Source organism: Streptomyces sp. NPDC007095, from assembly GCF_040634475.1.
Classification (GTDB): Bacteria; Actinomycetota; Actinomycetes; order Streptomycetales; family Streptomycetaceae; genus Streptomyces.
In genome coordinates this window covers 48,116-67,106 of the sequence record NZ_JBEYFS010000031.1, presented here as the reverse complement: position 1 = coordinate 67,106, position 18,991 = coordinate 48,116, and the positions used below count along the sequence as shown (strand labels likewise).

Here is an 18,991-nt window from a genome sequence, read left to right as displayed (position 1 = left end):
GCCGCGCCCGCGGAACCGGCGCAGGGCTGGGGCGCCGCCCCGGCCCAGCAGCAGGGCTTCCCGGCCCAGCAGGCACCCGGCGCCGGCCCGCTGCCGGCCGAGGGCACCCAGCAGCCGTCGTACGGGGACCAGCGGCCGTACGGGGACCAGCAGCCGCCGTCGTACGGCGGTCAGGAGACTTCCGCCTACGGCGGCCAACAGGATCCGGCGTACGGCGGCCACCAGGGCGGTGCCGTACCCCAGCAGCAGCCCCAGGGCGCGCATGCTGCCGCGCTGCCGCCCGCCGTTCCCGGGGCGCTGCCGCCCGCCGTCGACGAGGGCGCCACGCAGTACATCCCGCCGGTTGCGGCCGCCCCCGAGGGCGCGACCCAGTTCCTGCCGCCCGTCCCCGCCACGCCCGACGAGGGGGCCACGCAGTACATCCCGCCGGTGGGCCCGGGTGCGCTGCCGCCCGAGGTGTCTTCGGGACCGCTGCCCCCGGCCGCGCACCCCGACGCCGAGGCCACGCAGTACATCGCCCCCGTGCCCGCGGAGCCGGGCGCGGCGCCGTACGGGATACGTCCGGGCGGGCCGGAGGACCGGCAGCCGCCCGCGGAGTTCGACAACCTGTTCCGCAGTGCGCCCGGCGCGCCGAGTGCGTCGGAGGGGCCCGCGTCCACGCAGCAGCTGCCGCGGTTCGAGGCCCCCGCCCCGCAGACTCCGCACGCCCCGCAGACTCCGCACGCCCCGTATGGCGCGCAGGCCCCGGGGATGCCCGGAGCGCCGGGCGGGCGGGCCGCCACCCGGCGCGGCGCGGCCGACGACGGCGGCGATGGCCGCGGTGGACGGAGCCGCTCGCGCGTCCCGCTGATCGCGGCCGTCGGTATCGGCATCGTCGTGCTCGGTATCGGGGCAGGCGCCATGCTCAGCGGCGGCGGAGGCAGCGACAGCGGCAAGAACGACAGCAGCAAGAACGTGTCGGCGACGGCCGGGGCCACGGACGGCTCGTCGGCGGCGGCCGACCCGGCCAAGGCGCAGGCCGTCGCGCTGGACAAGCTCCTCGCGGACAGCAACAACAGCCGCGACTCGGTGATCAACGCCGTGGAGAACGTGAAGGGGTGCAACAACCTGGACCAGGCGGCCAGTGACCTGCGCGACGCGGCCAAGCAGCGGTCCGGACTGGTGACCAGGCTCTCCGGCCTCTCGGTCGACAAGCTCCCGAACAACGCCGAGCTGACCGCCGCGCTGAACAGCGCCTGGCAGGCCTCCGCGTCGGCCGACAACCACTACGCGGCCTGGGCCGACCAGGTCAAGGGCAAGAAGGGCTGCAAGAAGGGCCACGCCCGCACCACCGGGCAGACCGCGGCGGCCACGCAGGCCAGCGGCACCGCGAGCGCGCAGAAGGCGAAGGCCGCCAGGCTGTGGAACTCGATCGCCTCGACGTACGGACTGACGCGGCGCACGACGACCCAGCTGTGACCGCCCGGTCCGAGTGACCGCCCGGACCGGGCCCTGGTCTCAGTTCGAGTCCGCGTTCTCCAGCGTCTTGGACACGTCGATGAACCCGTTGCGCTCCGAGGCCAGCTGACCCTCGCGTACGACCTGGAAGGTGACGTGGGCGTTGACCAGGCGCGGGAAGTCGACGGCCGCGATCAGGTCCTCGTAGCGCCAGCTGAGGGTCGGGGTGAGCCGGCCGGTGGTCACCTTGAGGCCGTTGTCGAGGGCGTGCCGGATCGCGAGCGAGGTCACCTTGCCGTCGCCGAGCGACTCGACGACCGACTTGAACACGTTGTACGCGATCCAGGTGGTCTGCACGCCGGCGTCCGCGGGGTCGATCCGGTTGTCGCCGAAGGCCTCCTCCTTGATCACCTTGCGCATCGGGTCCCAGCGCGCGTCGCTCGCCACCGGGTACCAACCGGTGACGTGCGCGCCCTCGTACGGGCTCGACTGGCCGCCGGTGGAGTCGATCAGGGACTGGTCGAGGCTGCCCAGCACCGTGCCGGTACCCACCTTCGGATAGTCCTGGCGGTCGCGCCGGAACGAGTCCATGAAGGTCTCCGTACGGTCCCCGAGCGCGGGCACCGCGCAGCCCTGCTTCAGCGGGTCCGAGCTCGCGCGGCCGAGCGCGAGCTTCGTCTGCTCCGAGTACTCGGTCGCGTCCTCGGCGGCCCGCTGGTCGGTGGCGGGCGTGTGGCCCTCCGCCTTCAGACCGGCGTTGAGCAGCACCGGGAGCTGGTCGCCCGCGACGGTGTCGGGCCGCACGAGCGCCACCGGACCGCACTTCTTGCCGAGCTGCTCCCCGAGACCGGCCAGCAGGGCGGGCTCGCCGCCGTTGATCGGATAGGAGAGCGGGCTCGAGAACTCGTCGTCGGTGACGCCGTAGCCGCCGATGTACGGGATGCCGGCGGCCTCCAGCGGGGCCAGGAAAGAACGGCCGTGCTGGCTGTAGGAACCGACGACCGCGACCACGTTCTCGTCGGCGGCGCGCCGGGCGCACTTCGCCGCGTACACGGTGTCGTTGTGGTCGTTGCAGGTCAGGACCTTGAGCTTGTGGCCGTTGATGCCGCCGTTCGCGTTGATCCAGCGCGCGTAGGCCTCGGCCATGGCGGGCATGCCGGGCTTGTTGGTCGCGGGGGTGTCCTGCGGCGCCCAGGTCATGACGGTGATGGGGTCGTCCCCGGAGCCCCCCGTGATACCGGGGACGGCCCCGCACCCGACAGCGATCGACGCACACGCCACCACCGCGCCCGCCAACAGCACTCTGGTCCTGACCTTCGTCGAGACTCTGGTCCCGGTCCGCTGGGGGCGGACGGGTGGGGTGGTGCTCGTGCGTCGCCTACCGGTCATGGACACGCACGATTCCGTCACATCACTAACCCGCGTGTGACCGGCAGTCAACGTGAGGTGACGTAGAGGTGAATTGCGGGGGGCGATGATCGCATTTTCACGGAGAACGTACGATCGTCGACTGTGCAAGGTTCGGAGAACTCTTCCCGTCGCGGCCGTCGCTCCTCCACCATGGGCGGCATGCCACTGAACGACATGCCCTGGTGGCGCTGGCGCAGCAATGTGCGTTCCGCGCTGCACATGCTCTCCGACCCCACCTTCCAACGTGATGTCTGGCTTGCCGGGATCGACGGGTACGGAGACGTCACCGACGCCGTGTACCGCCTGGTCGAGGACACCTGGCTGGACAACTGGTCCGCCGAGAAGTACGTCGGCACGATCTTCCGGGACTCCCAGGAGGCGGCCCTCGTCGACACCGCCGTGCTCCGCGTCCTGCGGATCATGCACCAGGTCGGGCCCGACGCACCCGTCTCCGCCTACCTCGACCACCAGGCGTGGCCGGAGGCACTGCGGGCGGCGCGCGACGCGCACGTACGCCTCGCGGTGAGCGACGGCGAGGATCCGGACACTCCGCCGCGGACGCTGGAGATCCTGCGGATCCTGACGCGGTCGGCGTAGCGGCCGCTCCGAGGGCCGGGACTGGAGCGCGGGGACCCGAGCGCGGGGACCCGAGCGCGGGGACCCGAGAGCCGGGACCCGAGGGCCGGGACCCGAGGGCCGGGACCCGAGCGCGGGGACCCGAGAGCCGGGACCCGAGGGCCGGGACCGAGAGCCGGGACCTTGAAGGGTCCGGCCATCTGGGAGGGTCCTACGTCCGGACGCCGTGTGCGTCCGCGTGGCGGGACGGTTCGTCCGGCGCGGTGCCTCGTATGGGACCCTGTCCTGCATGAATGATCAGTCCACCCGCGCCGCCGCGCCCGCCGAACAATATGTCCTGACCCTCTCCTGCCCGGACAAGCAGGGAATCGTGCACGCCGTGTCGAGCTACCTCTTCATGACCGGCTGCAACATCGAGGACAGCCAGCAGTTCGGCGACCACGACACGGGACTGTTCTTCATGCGTGTCCACTTCTCGGCCGAGGCGCCGGTGACCGTGGACAAGCTGCGCGCGAGCTTCGCGGCGATCGGTGACTCCTTCCACATGGACTGGCAGCTCAACCGGGCCGAGGACAAGATGCGGGTCGTGCTGATGGTCAGCAAGTTCGGCCACTGTCTGAACGACCTGCTCTTCCGCGCGCGGACCGGCGCGCTGCGCGTCGACATCGCGGCCGTGGTCTCCAACCACACGGACTTCGCCGAGCTCGTGGCCTCGTACGACGTCCCCTTCCACCACATTCCGGTGACGAAGGACACGAAGGCGCAGGCCGAGGCGCAGCTGCTCGAACTGGTCCGCTCCGAAGGGGTCGAACTGGTCGTGCTGGCCCGCTACATGCAGGTGCTCTCGGACGACCTGTGCAAGCAGCTCAGCGGCCGGATCATCAACATCCACCACTCCTTCCTGCCGAGCTTCAAGGGCGCGAAGCCGTACCACCAGGCGCATGCGCGCGGTGTGAAGCTGATCGGCGCGACGGCGCACTACGTCACCGCCGACCTCGACGAGGGGCCGATCATCGAGCAGGAGGTCGAGCGCGTCGGCCACGACGTGACGCCCGACGGGCTGGTCGCCATCGGGCGGGACGTGGAGTGCCAGGCGCTGGCGCGCGCGGTGAAGTGGCACGCCGAGCGCCGGATCCTCCTGAACGGCCGCCGCACGGTGGTGTTCGCGTAGGGCCGGTTTCCTCGGCTGCGGGCGGGGGTTGCTCGCGCCCACGCGGCGGAGCCGCACAGTGAAAACAGCCCCGCGCTCCTGGAAGCCTCACCCCGGCCCGCATCACTCAGCCTGTCCGGCGTTCGAGGACGAGGGAAACGGGCGGCCTACATGCGGCTCAGGGACGCGGCGGCGAAGAGTACGTCCCTGATGGCCTCGCGGTCGCCCACCTGACCCGCCGCCGCTTCCTCCGGCGACACGTGCCCAGCCGCCAACCGACAGAACTCCACCCCGTCCAGAGCGACATGCGCGACCTCGTGCTCGGCGGAGGCGACGCTTGCCGGGGAGTCGAGCGGGATCAGCCACTCGCCCCCACCGGAGCCCTCGATCTCCAGACGCAGACTGCGCCCGGGCGCCCCGGCGGCGACGAGCCGGCGGGGCGCCGGAGCCGACAGCCCCGCCCGCCGCCGCTCGGCGAGCGACATGGGCAGCATCCGCGCCGCCAGGTCGATCATCCGGTGCAGATGACGCGGCGCGGGCGGCTCGTACGGATAGTCCACGGCGTTCGCGATGTCCCCCGCGTGCACCCAGCACTCGAAGGCGCGATCCAGCATCGAGTCGCTGAGCGGCAGTTCGAAAGCGCCGTACGACACGGCGAGCCGCCCGGAGCCTCCGCCCGCGAACGACACCGTACGGACGAGGTGGTGGCTCTGCTCCCGCCAGGGCGCGCGCACGGCCCGGGTGGGCGGGAAGTGCGAGGCACGCCAGTACGCCTCGGTGCGCTGCGAAGGAGTCGGGGTGCCCGCAGCCCCCTTCGCCCCGGTCTTCCCGGTCGTCGCTCCGCCGAGCGGGTCCTCCAGGCCCAGCGCCACCCCCACCAGCCCGTCCACGGAGAGCAGATGCGCGATGACCCCGGCCACGGTCGTGCGCCGGCTCACGGGCCCGTCGCCCTCGAACCAGCGCAACCGCACCGGCGCGTGCCACTCCGCGTCTCCTATGTCCTGCAACAGCGCGTCGAGCCGCGCGGCCTCCGCGTCGTAGGGCGCCGCCCACTCGGGCACCGGGATACGCGCCGGACGCCGGTCCAGGCAGCCTTCCAGGACCCGGGTGCGCAGCGTCGGGTCGAGATCGAGGCTCTCCGGCGGGTGCAGCAGCCCGACCGCCTCGCGCAGTCGCAGCGCCTCGTCCGCGCACGAACCGCACTCCCCGAGGTGCTCCTCGACCGCCTCCGTCTCCTGCGCCGAGCAGGCGGCCAGCGCCCACGCGCCGAGCAGCGACTTCAGCACCCGGTGCTCCATAACGAGCGGCGCGGGTTCCGGCAGCGGCAGTCCGGTGTCCTCGACGGAGGAACGCGGCATGGGGATGCGCGACGGCTGCCCCGACCCTGCGGGACCGGCGGGACCGGCGAGCCCACCGCCGCCACCGTCCCCGTCGTCACCTCCGCCTCCGACAGGGCCGTCCCCTTCATCGCCCTGCTCCTTCGCCTCCTTCGCCTCGTGCGCCTCGTGTTCGGCGAGAGGCTTGTCGAAAGGCTCGTCGAAAGGCTCGTCGAAGGGATCGAACCGGTCTGTTCCTCCGCTCACCGCGCACCTCCGTATTCGGGCGGCGTGCCGGAGAGCCCGGCGTCGTGGGCGGTGGACAGCAGTTGCAGGCCGAGACGGAGCCGGCGGCGGGCCTCGTCCTCGGTGACGCCGAGGTCGGCGGCGGCCTGGCGGTAGTCGCGGCGCTGGAAGTACGCCAGCTCCAGGGCGGCCCGCAGTGGGGTCGGCATGGACGTGACGATGTAGTCCGCGCGGGCGGCGACGGAGGCGCTGCGCACCTTGCGTTCCAACTCCTCGGTGGTGCCGCCGCCGTCCAGGGCGAGCGCGGCGGTCTCGGTGGTGCGCAGCCGCTGCACGGCGAGCCGGTGGGTCAGCGTGGCGATCCAGGAACGCAGGGGACCCTGCTTGGGGTTGTACGACTCGGGGCTCTGCCAGACGTGGGCGAACACCTCGCGGGTGATGTTGTCGGCGGCCCGCTCGTCGCCGAGTACGCGGTGCGCGAGGCCGTGCACGAGCGAGGCGAACCGGTCGTAGAGCTCACCGAGCGCGGCCGCCTCCCCGCGTGCGAGCCGCTGCTGCATCTTGCGGTCCCAGCGGGGCGGTGCGTCCTTCGTCGCCATGCGGCCCCCTCACTCTGCTCCTGCCCGGCGCCTGTCCCTGCGTCCCTGTCCGTACCTGTCGGCGGCCGGAGTCCCCGTCCAGCCTGTGTGCATCGCTGTCTCGAATGTAGTCGGCACGTCCGACAGCGCACGCCCCTTTACGTCAATGTGCGCCCCTGGACGGGGTCCGGATGGTAGAAGCCCATCGCTTCCCCCCTTGGATCCGATCGAATCAGACCGTACGTGACCACTGAACGACCGAAACAGCTCGGTCATCCAGCATTTTCGACCGTAGACCGACGTTTCATGGATCGCGTACCGGTGTTTCATGGAACGACGGTGGGGCAGCCGCGCTGACAGGAAGCGTAAGAAGTGCTTCCGTTTTCGGCGGGCGAGGCGAGCGGGAGGCGTTGCGGTGACGCTCAAGGTGACCGACGACGAGTGGGGCGAGTGGGGCGAGTGGGCCGTGCTCCGGGTGTCGGGCGAGATGGATCTCGTGACGTCTCCGGTGCTGCGCCGGCGGGTGCACGAAGCGGTGGCGGAGGGTCGTCACAGTCTGGTCCTCGACCTCTCCGAGGTCCTCTTCTGCGACTCCAGCGGCGTCGGCGTCCTCATCGCGACCCGCCGTCTGGTCCGCTCCTGCCAGGGGCGTCTGCGGCTGATCCTGCCGGCGCAGGGCGCGGCGGACGTCTCCCACGTCAACCGCGTTCTCGGGGCCCTCGGAGTGCGCCGCCTCTTCGACGTCTATCCGGACGTCGTCTCGGCCGTCGACGAGGAGTCGAGTCCGCTGTCGGCGTGAACCCGCGCCACACAGTTGTCCGGGAATTCCCTCGGTCTTGGCACAACCGCCGTTTTCCCGCACCCCGGGTTGCCCGGGCGTCGTACGCTCCGTGCCAGATGAAACCGCAGTCCGGCTGAGATTCCGGCTGAGTTGTAAGGCGGTCCGAGAAGACCATGGTCAGCACCGAGTACGAGCGCAGGATTGCCGCCCGCTTCGCCGGCTTCGACCAGGACGGCAACGGCTACATCGACCGGGAGGACTTCAACGCCGCGACGAAGGCGGTTCTCGCCGAGTTCGGTACGCCGGCACGGTCGGACAAGGGCCAGGCCCTGTACGTCGGCGCGGAGGCGTTCTGGCAGGGCATGGCGGGGATAGCGGATCGTGACGGCGATCAGCGCATCACCCGGGCAGAGTTCGTGAACGGCGCCGTGAAGCGGCTGCGGGACAACCCCGACCGCTTCGGGGAGATCGCCCGTCCCTTCCTGCACGCGGCCCTCGCCGTCGCGGACACGGACGGGGACGGCGTGGCCACGGTCGAGGAGGCCGTCCGCGTACTCAGGGCCCTGGGCGTGCCCGACGGCGTCGCCGCCGTGGCGGCCGCCACGCTCGACACGGACGCCGACGGCCGGATCGGTGAAACGGAGGTCGTCACCTCGTTCGCCCGCTACTTCACAGTTCCGGAGTAGACCCCTACGGCACCCGTACTCCCACTGGCCGTCCGGTCCCCACCCTCACCCCTCCCCCGAAAACCACTCCCTCAGCTTGTACTTGAGCACCTTCCGGAGTGTTTCGTTGCGGGGGAGGGCGTCCACCACCTCCAACTGCTCGGGGAGTTTGTGGACGGAGAGTCCTTCCCCGCGCAGGTACGAGACCACGACGGCGAGCGTCAGTTCGGCGGCGCCCGGAGGCTGTTCGACCACGGCGCAGACCCGCTCACCGCGGTCGGCGTCCGGGAGGCCGATCACCGCGACGTCGCCGACGGCCGGGTGCCGGTGCAGCAGGTCCTCGATCTCCTTCGCGGAGATGTTCTCGCCCTTGCGGATGATGACGTCCTTCAGGCGCCCGGTGAGGACGAGGTGCCCGCTCTCCGTCAGACGGCCCACGTCACCGGTGATCAGGAACCCGTCCTCGTCGAAGGCCTCGGCGGTCTGCGCCGGGTCCAGATAGCCCTGACAGACGGCTTCCCCGCGCAGCCGTACCCCGCCGTCCACGATCCGTATCTCCATGCCCGCCGACGGCCTGCCCTCCGTCGTCGCGAGATTCTCGGCCGTGTCGTCCGGCGCCCCCATCGTGATCATCGGGACCTCGGTCATCCCGTACCCGTGGGTGAGCTGCACGCCCATCTCCCGTACGACGGAGTGGTACACCTCGGGCGGCTTCGGCGCGCCCCCGCCCGCCAGCAGCCGTAGCGTGGGGATGACCGGCTCGGACGGCCGCTTGCGCTGCTCGGCGAGGAACATCGAGTAGAACGCCGTCGAACCGCCCGCCACCGTCACCCCGTGCCGCCGGTACTCCGCCAGCGCCTCCGGCAGCGCGAAGTGCTCGAACATCACCGCGGGGAAGCCGTACAGCAGCAGCATCACCGTGTAGTCGGGCCCGGCGATGTGCGCGTACGGGAAGGCCATCGAGCCCACGTCGGCGGCCGACAGCCGCAGCGCGTGGGCGAGGCACGACCCGCCCGCGATCAGCGAACGGTCCGTGTGGAGGACCCCCTTGGGGTCGGACGTCGTCCCTGAGGTCCAGTAGATCCAGCGGACCGAGGTGCCCTCGGCGGGTGGCGCGGGCAGCACGGCGGGATCGCCGTCCGGCAGCACGTCGTACGCCTCGAAGACACCCTTCGCACCGAGCCGCCGCGCCATCGCCGTGTGGTCGAACCCGCGCCACTCGCCCGGTACGGCGAAGTACTCGGCCTTGGACTCCCGCAGCGCGAAGCCGACCTCGCGGTCGCGGTAGAAGGGGATCACCGGGGACTGTACGGCGCCGAGGCGGGCCAGGGCGAAGGACAGCAGAGCGGTCTCGACACGGGTGGGCAGTTGCCAGGCGACCACCGTGCCGGGGCGTACGCCCATGTCGTACAGGCCCGCCGCCACCCGCTCGGCGCGGTCGCGCAACTCGCCGAAGCTCAGGGTGCGGTCGCCCTGGAGGAGGACCGGACGGTCGGGGGTGAGGTCGGCCCGGCGCGCGACCAGTTCCCAGAGGGTGCGGGATGCGCTCAGTGCGTGGGCGGTGTCGTTCACGGCGGTGGCCCCCTGTGACTGTGATGCAACTGACGGACAGTCAGATCGTGGGCAGAGCGTAGGGCTCGGCGCCTTGTCGGTCCAGGGGTGCGGGACTAGCCTGCTGGGGAAATGGGAATCTGACGGCCCATCAGATATGCACGCCAGGCGGAGGGGAACCATGACCGAACTGCCCCGCATCATCAGCGTCGACGACCATGTGATCGAGCCCGCGCACCTCTTCGAGACCTGGCTGCCGAAGAAGTACCAGGACCGGGGACCCAAGCCCCTCACGGCCGGAATCGGTGAACTCGCCTACGTCGGCGGCAAGTACCAGATCACCATGGACCCGGACGGGCCGCCCACCGACTGGTGGATCTACGAGGACCTCAAGTTCCCGTACAAGCGCAACATCGCCGCCGTCGGCTTCGACCGCGACGAGATGACCCTGGAGGGCATCACGCGCGAGGAGATGCGGCGCGGCTGCTGGGACCCCGCCGAGCGGCTCAAGGACATGGACCTCAACCACGTCGAGGGAAGCCTCTGCTTCCCGACCTTCCCCCGCTTCTGCGGGCAGACCTTCGCCGAGGCGCACGACAAGGAAGTGGCCCTGGCCTGCGTGCGCGCGTACAACGACTGGATGGTCGAGGAGTGGTGCGGCGACAGCGGCGGCCGGCTGATCCCGCTGTGCCTCATCCCGCTGTGGGACATCGAACTGGCGGTCGCGGAGATCCGGCGCAACGCCGCGCGCGGAGTGAAGGCGGTGACGTTCTCCGAGATCCCCACCCATCTCGGCCTGCCCTCCATCCACTCCGGCTACTGGGACCCGTTCTTCGCGGTCTGCCAGGAGACGGGGACGGTCGTGAACATGCACATCGGTTCCTCGTCGCAGATGCCCGCCGCGTCCCCGGACGCGCCGCCCGCCGTACAGGCCTCGCTGTCCTTCAACAACGCGATGGCCTCGATGATGGACTTCCTGTTCAGCGGGGTGCTGGTGAAGTTCCCGCGTCTCAAACTCGCCTACTCCGAGGGGCAGATGGGCTGGATCCCGTACGCCCTGGAGCGCGCCGACGACGTCTGGCAGGAGCACCGCGCCTGGGGTGGCGTCCGGGACCTCATCCCGGAGCCGCCCTCGACGTACTACTACCGGCAGATCTTCTGCTGCTTCTTCCGCGACAAGCACGGCGTCGCCTCGCTGGACGTCGTGGGACGGGACAACGCGACCTTCGAGACCGACTACCCGCACGTCGACTCGACCTTCCCGCACACCAAGGAGGTCGCCCTCGACCATGTGAAGGGCCTCGACGACGAGACCGTCCACAAGCTGATGCGCGGCAACGCCATCCGCATGCTCGGCCTGGACCTCGACAAGTAGCGGGCCCATGGATCTCACGTACACCCCCGAGGAGGAGGAGTTCCGCGCCCGGCTGCGGGAGTGGCTCGCCGGGGTGCTCCCGGCGCTGCCCCCGAAACCGTCCCCGGACGACTGGCCCGGCCGGCGGGCGTACGACCTCGGGTGGCAGCGGATGCTGTACGACGCCGGGTACGCGGGGCTGCACTGGCCCGTCGACGCCGGGGGCCGGGGTGCCACGCCGACCCAGCACCTCATCTACCTGGAGGAGACGGAACAGGCGGGCGCCCCATACGTAGGGGCCAATTTCGTCGGGCTGCTGCACGCCGGGCCGACCATCGCCTCCGAAGGGACCCCCGCGCAGCGGGCGCGCTGGCTGCCGCCGGTGCTGCGTGGCGAGGAGGTCTGGTGCCAGGGGTTCAGCGAACCGGACGCCGGCTCGGACCTCGCGGCACTGCGCACACGCGCGTGGCGGGACGGCGACGACTACGTAGTGAGCGGGTCCAAGATCTGGACCTCCCACGCCGAGGTCGCCGACTGGTGCGAGCTGCTGGTCAGGACCGACCCGGCGGCCCCGAAGCACCGAGGGATCTCGTGGCTCGCGATGCCCATGGACGCGCCCGGGATCACCGTCCGGCCACTGCGCACCCTCGCGGGTTCGACCGAGTTCGCGGAGGTCTTCCTCGACGAGGTGCGGGTGCCCGTCTCACACCGGGTCGGCGCCGAGAACGACGGTTGGCGCGTGACCATGGTGACCCTGTCGTACGAGCGCGGTACCGCCTTCGTGGGCGAGGTCGTGGCCTGCCGACGGGTGCTGGGGGAGGTCGCGCGCGAGGCCCGGAAGAACGGCCGCTGGGACGATCCGGCACTCCGGCGGCGGCTGGGCGGGCTCAACGCCGAGTTCCGCGCGCTGTGGCGGCTCACGCAGTGGAACGTGAGCGAGGCACAGAGGAACGGGGGAGTGCCGGGAGTAGGCGGCTCGGTTTTCAAACTGAGGTACTCGCACGCGCGGCAGGAGTTGTACGACGCCGCCGCCGAGGTTCTCGGGCCCGAGGCGCTGGACCTGGGCCGAGAGTGGACCCTCGACCGGCTCGGCTCCCTGTCGTACACCATCGCGGCCGGCACCTCGCAGATCCAGCACAACATCGTGGCCGAGCGGATCCTGGGCCTGCCGAAGGGACGGTGAGTACCTCCCGTGGACTTCCAACTCACGGACGACCAGCGAGCCTTGAAGACGGGCGTGCGCGAGCTGCTCGCGGCGCGGTTCGGCCGGGAACGGCTGCGCGTCGCCGTGGACGAGGGGCCGAGGCTCGACCGGGCCCTGTGGCGTGAGCTCGGCGAGGCGGGGTTCTTCGCGCTGCGCCTGCCCGAGGCGGACGGCGGCGTCGGGCTCGGCCTCCCGGAGGCGGTGCTCGCCTTCGAGGAGGCGGGGCGGGTGCTGCTGCCCGGCCCGCTGATCGCCACGCATCTCGCGGCGGGCGTGGTGGATGGGGCCGCCACCGGGGAGACCGTGGTGACGGCCGTCGACGGCGGCGGCCTGGTGGTGTGGCTGGCCGAGGCGGACGTCGTACGCGGGGACGCGAGCGGCGCCGAGCCGCTGCGGCCGGTGGACCCACTGACGCCGCTGCACCGGGTACCCGTATCCGGCGTTGCCGAGCCCCCGGACGTACGCCCCGTGGGTTCCACCGGCGCACTCCCCACGGCTCCCCTCACTTCGCTCTTCACGGCGGCCGAACAACTCGGCACCGCCGCCCGCGCCTGCGACACGGCCGTGCAACACGCCCGGACCCGCGAGCAGTTCGGGCAGCCGATCGGGGCCTTCCAGGCGGTCAAGCACCTGTGCGCCCAGATGCTGGTGCGGGTGGAACTGGCGCGCGCCGCGGTCTACGCCGCCGCCGTCACGGCCGACCCCGTGGACATCGCGGCGGCCCGGCTGCTCGCCGACGAGGCCGCCGTGCGCGGCGCCCGCGACTGCCTCCAGGTGCACGGCGGCATGGGCTTCACCTGGGAGTCCGACGTCCATCTGTATTTGAAGCGGGCTTGGACTCGAACCCGACGTACGGGATCGGCTACGGAGAGTGAGGAATTATTGGCGGCCGACCTGGTGTCCGGAGCGGGCCCACAGGGCTCTGTACAGGCACGGTCCGGAAAGGGGCGGGATGGATGTCGCGGATCGTGGCATACCGGAATTACGGAGCGTTGATATCGGGTTGTGTCCTACGCGTGACTTGTCACGGCCTGGAGTCGGCGGCGGGCTCGGGTACCTTGTGTGGGATGCGAGTGGTTCCGAGGTCGAGCCATCCCGGTGTTGCCCCTGAGGCCGCGCCGGATCCGGCGATGCTCGCCGCTCGCAAGGCAGTGCGGACCCCCGCGACTGCCTGTTCGACTCCCCGTGGCGAGCGTCGCACAGTATGCCGCAGGCGTACTCCTTCGCGCTGGAATATGCCCGAAGCGCTTGTTGGGGTGACTGTACGTCAACCATGCTGTCTCTCAAGGGAATCACGTTCCGTGATCCTGGTTCTGGTCATGCAGGTCATGGCCACGATCGTGGCCCTGGTGAGGCGCGAGGCGATGTGTCCGCCGGTTCGGATGGTGTGAGCGGTGCAGGTGCTTCAAGTGCAGCTGGAGATCCGGCCCGACCCCGCGGAGGTGGGGCGAGCTCGGAGGTGGGCCCGTTCGCGGCTCGCCGGGTCCGGGATAGAGGCCGATGAGCCGCTCGCCGAGACGCTGATCCTGCTCGTCTCCGAACTCGTCACCAACGCCGTGGTGCACACCGGCTGTCCGGCCGTGCTGCGGCTGTCCCTGCCGGGCGTCCTCGGTGAGTCCATCGGGACCGTCCGCCTGGAGGTGGCCGACTCCAGCGCCCGCCCCCCGGTGCCCCGGCACGCCGAGGGTGACGAGACCAACGGCCGCGGCCTGGAGTTGGTCGACGGTCTGGCGGACCGCTGGGGCTGGAACCCCGAGGGTGCCGGCAAGAGCATCTGGTGCGAGGTCGACCGCTGTACGCAGGGCGCCCGGGCGGGGGTCGCGTACGCGGCTTCCTCCTATGAGGGCTTCGCGTACGAGGCGTACGAGGCGGTCTAGTCCGCGTCCGCACCCGCTCCCGTACCTCTGGTGCGGGAGCACGGTTCGTGCATTTGTGCACGTGTTCCGTTTCCACGGCCCGGGTCGGGGCCGAGTGCGCCGGGATGTGCTTCCGTGCGCGCCGTCGCAAAGGGCGCGTAAGTGATAATTCCCCGAACAGGTGTTGACGTGGCGTGTCCGTTTGATCACGCTTGTGTTCAGCGATTCGCCGCGAGGGGACGGCGAGGGTTTCGGTGACGGGAACCCTCGGCGAGTGCGGGTCGTGATTCGGCGTCGGCTCCCGCAGGGCCAGAGGGAGCAGGGCGGGTACGCCGGAACCGACTGGCGGCGCGCGATGCCGTGCTCGGGGCGCGCAGTGGCGCGCCGCCAGCCGACCCATTCCCCGGCCGACCCTTTACCAGGCCGCCGGCCGCCCCTTTCCACGGCCGCCGGCCGGCCTTTCCCCGGGGGCCGGCCGCCCCTTTCCACGGCCGCCGGCCGGCCTTTCCCCGGGGGCTCCAGGGGCTCATCTCAGAGGATGGCCACCGGTGCCACGGGGGTGCCCGTGCCGCCCACGAAGGGTTCCGGCATCGCGGACAGCAGGAAGGCGTAGCGATTCTCTTGTCCACAGGCTGTGGACAACTCTTCGAGATTCCAGTTCTGGCCCTGCAGCATCCCCATCTCGACCAGGTCGAGCGCGTGTACGGGCAGCCACAGGTCCTCGATTTCGGGAGGGAAGATCTCAAAAGTGAGAGTGTCGTTCGCGACGGCCGCGACATCGCGCGCGTGGAACCACTCCGGTGTGCGGATCGACAGCCCGGGCGACGGATACCCGTACGCGTGCTTGTCGCCGGCCAGGTAGACCTGGATCTGTCCGGTCCGTACGAGCGCGATGTCCCCGGGCCGCACCCGCGTGCCCGCCAACTCCTCCGCCGCGTCGAGGTCTTCGGGGGTCACGGCGTGCCCGCCGTCGAGGCGGTCGACGCCCCGCGCGCGCGGGATGTCGAGCAGGACGCCTCGCGAGACGAGGTGCCGGGGCTTGTCGATGCCGCTGAACTCGGCGCCGCCGTGCGGGGTGATCGTGCCGGCCGGGCGGCCGTTGTAGAGCTTCCCGGAGTGCGAGACATGGGTGAGCGCGTCCCAGTGGGTCGCCGCCTGGAGCCCCAGAGTCACGGCGTCGTCGCTGCACGCGACCGTTCCAGGACCGAAGATCTCCTGGTTGACCTGCACCATGACGTGCAGCGGATTGATCCGCCCGGGGATCATCCCGGTCTGCACCCCGTCCTGCTGGAGAGGGAGCGCGAGCGGAACACGTCGGCCCGTGCGGACGCAGGCGACGGCCTCTCGTACCACCTCGTCGGTGATCAGGTTCAGGGTCCCGATCTCGTCGTCGGCGCCCCAACGCCCCCAGTTGTTCACGCGCTTGGCGATGTCGTGGAACTCGACCGGAAGTGACATGAGTCCTCCGCGGGGCTTGTCTCCGGGTGTCTGACGGGTCGTAGAATCCGAGGAGACCGAATCTAACGGACCGTCAGAAACTGCGGGAAGGGGCCGGACGTGGGGAACTTCTTGGCAGGAAAGGTCGTCGCCGTGACGGGGGCGGGCCGCGGGATCGGCCGCGCCGTCGCGCTCGCCGCGGCGGCCGAGGGTGCACGGGTCGTCGTCAACGACTACGGGGTGTCCATCGAGGGCGCCGAGCCGACGAGTTCGATCGCCGACGCCGTGGTCAAGGAGATCGAGGCGGCGGGCGGGGAAGCGGTCGCGGTGGCCGACGACATCTCCACGATGGCCGGCGGCCAGCGGGTCGTCGACGTGGCGCTGACCTCGTACGGGCGCATCGACGGAGTGGTGTGCGTGGCCGGCATCCTGCGTGAACGGATGCTCTTCAACATGTCCGAGGAGGAGTGGGACCCCGTCGTCGCCACCCATCTGAAGGGCACGTTCACGCTCTTCCGGGCGGCGTCGGCGGTCATGCGCAAACAGGGCGCGGGCACGCTGATCGGCTTCACCAGCGGCAACCACCAGGGCTCGGTCGCGCAGGCCAACTACAGCGCGGCGAAGGGCGGGATCATCTCGCTGGTCCGCAGCGCGGCACTGGGCCTGCACAAGTACGGGGTGACGGCGAACGCGGTGGCACCGGTCGCCCGTACCCGCATGTCGGCCAATGTCCCCATGGAGCTGAAGGAGATCGGTGAACCGGAGGACGTGGCCGCGCTGGTGGTCTACCTCCTCTCCGACCGTGCCCGCGAGGAACGCATCACCGGGCAGGTCTACACGATCGCCGGCCCGAAGATCGCGGTGTGGGCACAGCCGCGGGAGCTGCGCGCCGGATACGCGGACGGCGGCCCCTGGACTCCCGAGCGGATCGCGGACTTCCTGCCGGGGACCGTGGGCGTGGACCCCATGCCCCTGCTGGAACAGGTGGAGGCGATGGCGCGGGCGGCCGCGCAAAAGGCGCGGCCGAACGCGTGAGGTGCCGTTGTTCTGTTGGGCCCGTGGGTGAGGGGGACACATGGAGTTCGGATTCGACGCCGAGGACGAGGCCTTCCGGCGCACGGCACGCGACTGGCTGACGGCCCATCCGGCCGCAGAGGCGGTCGTCCGGCAGGACTGGGAGAGGGAACTGGGCCGGGGCGGCTGGATCGGCCTCGGCTGGGCGGAGGACGGATACGGCAACCGGCGGGCGAGCCTGACCCAACAGGTCGTCTGGGCCGAGGAGTACGCCCGTTCCAGGGCCCCGGCCCGCTCCGGCCATATCGGCGAGAAGCTTCTCGCCCCCACCCTCATCGCCCACGGGACCCCGGAACAGAAGGCCCGCTTCCTGCCCCCTGTCGCCCGCGGCGAGGAACTCTGGTGCCAGGGATACAGCGAGCCGGGCGCGGGCTCGGACCTGGCGGGGATCCGTACGGCCGCGGCACGGGACGGCGACACGTACCGCATCACCGGCCAGAAGATCTGGACCTCGCTGGCCCACGAGGCGGACTGGTGCTTCGTCCTCGCCCGTACGGAACCGGGGTCGGCCCGCCACCACGGCCTGTCCTTCCTTCTCGTCCCGATGGACCAGCCGGGCCGCGTCGAGGTCCGCCCGATCCGCCAGCTCACCGGCACGAGCGAGTTCAACGAGGTCTTCTTCGACGGGGCGATGGCCCGCGCCGAACACGTCGTCGGCGGTGCGGGCAACGGCTGGCAGGTGGCCATGAGTCTCCTCGGTTTCGAACGAGGGGTCTCGACGCTGGCCCAGCAGATCGGCTTCGCGGAGGAGTTGGGGCGGGTGATCGAGACGGCCGTCGCCACGGGCGCGGCGGCCGACCCGGTGATCCGGGACCGACTCGTACGCCAGTGGGCGGAGCTGCGCACGATGCGCTGGAACGCGCTGCGGACGCTGGGCGGTTCGGGCGACGCGGGCGCGCCCAGCGTCGCCAAGCTGCTGTGGGGCCGCTGGCACCAGCGGCTCGGCGAACTGGCGGTACGGGTGCGGGGCGCGGAGGCCGCGACCGGCCCCGAGGACTGGTCGGCCTCGGCACCGTACGAACTCGACTCCTCCCAGCACCTGTTCCTGTTCAGCCGGGCCGACACCATCTACGGCGGCTCGGACGAGATCCAGCGCACGATCATCGCCGAGCGCGTGCTCGGCCTGCCGAGGGAACCCAAGGGCTGAGGGAGTCGCGATGCGAGGCGTGATCTTCGACGGCGAGCGGACGCAGGTCGTGGACGACCTGGAGATACGGGATCCGGGGCCCGGCGAGGTGCAGGTCGCGATCTCCGCGGCCGGCCTCTGCCACAGTGACCTGTCGGTGGTGGACGGGACGATCCCCTTCCCCGTCCCCGTGGTCCTGGGACATGAGGGCGCGGGGGTCGTCGAGGCGGTGGGCGCGGGCGTCGGCCATGTCCGCCCCGGCGACCATGTCGCGCTCTCCACGCTCGCCAACTGCGGGGCGTGCGCGGAGTGCGACCGGGGACGGCCGACGATGTGCCGCAAGGCGATCGGGATGCCGCGGCAGCCGTTCGCGCGGGGCGGGCGTCCGCTGTACCAGTTCGCGTCCAACTCCGCGTTCGCGGAACGGACGGTGGTGAAGGCCGTCCAGGTCGTCCGCATCCCCAAGGACATCCCCCTCCCGTCCGCCGCGCTGATCGGATGCGGAGTCCTGACCGGAGTGGGCGCGGTCCTCAACCGCGCGAGGGTGGACCGGGGGGACACCGTCCTCGTCATCGGCACCGGCGGCATTGGACTCAACGTTCTCCAGGGCGCGCGGATCGCGGGCGCCCTGAAGATCGTCGCGGTCGACGCCAATCCGGCGAAGGAGGGCGTGGCCCGGCGCTTCGGCGCCACGCACTTCCTGACGTCGACGGAGGCCGTGAAGGACATCCTTCCCACGGGTGCCGACCACGCCTTCGAGTGTGTCGGCCGCGTCGAACTCATCCGCCAGGCCATCGACCTGCTGGACCGCCACGGCCAGGCGGTCCTCCTCGGCGTACCTCCGGCCACGGCCGAGGCGTCCTTCGTCGTCTCGTCCATGTACCTGGACAAGTCCATCCTGGGCTGCCGATACGGGTCCTCCCGCCCCCAGCGTGACATCGCCCTGTACGCCGACCTGTACCGAGAGGGCCGCCTCCTCCTGGACGAACTGGTCACCCGGACCTACCCGGTGGAGGACTTCGACAAGGCGGCGCAGGATGCGGAGGAGGGGAGGGTGGCGCGGGCGGTGCTGACGTTCTAGGCGGTTCATTCGTCTGCGGGTGGGTGGGTGGGGGCTGGGCGCGCGGTTCCCCGCGCCCCTCAAGAGCGCCGGCGCGCATCTTTCAGCCTGTCCGGCGCTTGAGGACAAGGCCGAGGGCCGATTCCCCACCCACCTGGTCCCCACCACCC

General features: G+C 71.1%; 17 protein-coding genes. 12 read left to right on the top strand and 5 right to left on the bottom strand.

Annotation, left to right across the window (positions count from 1 at the left end; genetic code table 11):
- A partial coding sequence (locus tag ABZ656_RS13675; protein WP_360267603.1) for a hypothetical protein occupies positions 1-1,458 on the top strand: 1,458 nt, incomplete at its 5' end.
- Positions 1,459-1,497: 39 nt separating this feature from the next.
- On the opposite strand, the gene ABZ656_RS13670 is transcribed toward ABZ656_RS13675, so the two are convergent.
- Positions 1,498-2,826, bottom strand: a complete 1,329-nt coding sequence (locus tag ABZ656_RS13670; protein WP_360267600.1) for an ABC transporter substrate-binding protein — start codon at positions 2,824-2,826, stop codon at positions 1,498-1,500.
- Positions 2,827-2,997: 171 nt separating this feature from the next.
- On the opposite strand from ABZ656_RS13670, the gene ABZ656_RS13665 reads away from it, so the two are divergent.
- Together ABZ656_RS13665 and purU are read left to right on the top strand one after the other, a co-directional pair.
- A complete protein-coding gene (locus tag ABZ656_RS13665) occupies positions 2,998-3,444 on the top strand; it encodes a hypothetical protein (RefSeq protein WP_101404420.1) in 447 nt (148 codons plus the stop codon).
- A 268-nt stretch (positions 3,445-3,712) separates the two neighbouring features.
- Complete coding sequence (purU, locus tag ABZ656_RS13660) at positions 3,713-4,594, top strand: formyltetrahydrofolate deformylase (RefSeq protein ID WP_054235638.1); 882 nt, start codon at positions 3,713-3,715, stop codon at positions 4,592-4,594.
- A gap of 146 nt (positions 4,595-4,740) precedes the next feature.
- On the opposite strand, the gene ABZ656_RS13655 is transcribed toward purU, so the two are convergent.
- Together ABZ656_RS13655 and ABZ656_RS13650 are read right to left on the bottom strand one after the other, a co-directional pair.
- A complete protein-coding gene (locus tag ABZ656_RS13655) occupies positions 4,741-6,156 on the bottom strand; it encodes a maleylpyruvate isomerase N-terminal domain-containing protein (protein ID WP_360267595.1) in 1,416 nt (471 codons plus the stop codon).
- The gene (locus ABZ656_RS13650) at positions 6,153-6,734 is read right to left on the bottom strand and encodes a sigma-70 family RNA polymerase sigma factor (protein WP_360267592.1); all 582 of its coding nucleotides are present in this window, start codon (positions 6,732-6,734) and stop codon (positions 6,153-6,155) included. Before ABZ656_RS13650 ends, ABZ656_RS13655 begins: the two co-directional genes overlap by 4 nt.
- 394 nt (positions 6,735-7,128) lie before the next feature.
- Between ABZ656_RS13650 and ABZ656_RS13645 the strand changes: the two genes are divergently transcribed.
- Together ABZ656_RS13645 and ABZ656_RS13640 are read left to right on the top strand one after the other, a co-directional pair.
- The gene (locus tag ABZ656_RS13645; RefSeq protein ID WP_360267589.1) at positions 7,129-7,512 is read left to right on the top strand and encodes an STAS domain-containing protein; all 384 of its coding nucleotides are present in this window, start codon (positions 7,129-7,131) and stop codon (positions 7,510-7,512) included.
- Positions 7,513-7,667: 155 nt separating this feature from the next.
- Entirely contained in the window at positions 7,668-8,180 is a 513-nt protein-coding gene (locus ABZ656_RS13640) for an EF-hand domain-containing protein (RefSeq protein WP_101404423.1), read from the top strand.
- 45 nt (positions 8,181-8,225) lie between these two features.
- Here the strand turns inward: ABZ656_RS13640 and ABZ656_RS13635 are convergent, their stop codons facing one another.
- Complete coding sequence (locus ABZ656_RS13635) at positions 8,226-9,731, bottom strand: AMP-binding protein (protein WP_360267586.1); 1,506 nt, start codon at positions 9,729-9,731, stop codon at positions 8,226-8,228.
- 160 nt (positions 9,732-9,891) lie between these two features.
- Between ABZ656_RS13635 and ABZ656_RS13630 the strand changes: the two genes are divergently transcribed.
- From ABZ656_RS13630 to ABZ656_RS13615, 4 genes are all read left to right on the top strand, one after another.
- Positions 9,892-11,085 (top strand): amidohydrolase family protein, encoded by a 1,194-nt coding sequence (locus tag ABZ656_RS13630; protein ID WP_101404425.1) that lies wholly within the window; start codon positions 9,892-9,894, stop codon positions 11,083-11,085.
- Between the two features lie 7 nt (positions 11,086-11,092).
- Positions 11,093-12,247: an acyl-CoA dehydrogenase gene (locus tag ABZ656_RS13625; protein ID WP_101404426.1), complete on the top strand. Its 1,155-nt coding sequence runs from the start codon at positions 11,093-11,095 to the stop codon at positions 12,245-12,247.
- Positions 12,248-12,256: 9 nt separating this feature from the next.
- Positions 12,257-13,264 carry an acyl-CoA dehydrogenase family protein gene (locus tag ABZ656_RS13620; protein WP_360267581.1) on the top strand — a complete coding sequence of 336 codons (1,008 nt, stop codon included), beginning with the start codon at positions 12,257-12,259 and terminating at the stop codon, positions 13,262-13,264.
- Positions 13,265-13,662: 398 nt separating this feature from the next.
- Positions 13,663-14,145: an ATP-binding protein gene (locus ABZ656_RS13615; RefSeq protein WP_360267578.1), complete on the top strand. Its 483-nt coding sequence runs from the start codon at positions 13,663-13,665 to the stop codon at positions 14,143-14,145.
- A 510-nt stretch (positions 14,146-14,655) separates the two neighbouring features.
- On the opposite strand, the gene ABZ656_RS13610 is transcribed toward ABZ656_RS13615, so the two are convergent.
- The gene (locus tag ABZ656_RS13610; protein WP_360267575.1) at positions 14,656-15,582 is read right to left on the bottom strand and encodes a cyclase family protein; all 927 of its coding nucleotides are present in this window, start codon (positions 15,580-15,582) and stop codon (positions 14,656-14,658) included.
- Positions 15,583-15,681: 99 nt separating this feature from the next.
- On the opposite strand from ABZ656_RS13610, the gene ABZ656_RS13605 reads away from it, so the two are divergent.
- From ABZ656_RS13605 to ABZ656_RS13595, 3 genes are read left to right on the top strand one after another with little or no spacing between them, the layout of a single operon-like run.
- Positions 15,682-16,596, top strand: a complete 915-nt coding sequence (locus ABZ656_RS13605; protein WP_360267572.1) for an SDR family oxidoreductase — start codon at positions 15,682-15,684, stop codon at positions 16,594-16,596.
- A 40-nt stretch (positions 16,597-16,636) separates the two neighbouring features.
- Complete coding sequence (locus ABZ656_RS13600) at positions 16,637-17,782, top strand: acyl-CoA dehydrogenase family protein (RefSeq protein ID WP_360267569.1); 1,146 nt, start codon at positions 16,637-16,639, stop codon at positions 17,780-17,782.
- Between the two features lie 10 nt (positions 17,783-17,792).
- A complete protein-coding gene (locus ABZ656_RS13595; RefSeq protein ID WP_360267566.1) occupies positions 17,793-18,842 on the top strand; it encodes a Zn-dependent alcohol dehydrogenase in 1,050 nt (349 codons plus the stop codon).
- Positions 18,843-18,991 lie beyond the last annotated feature (149 nt).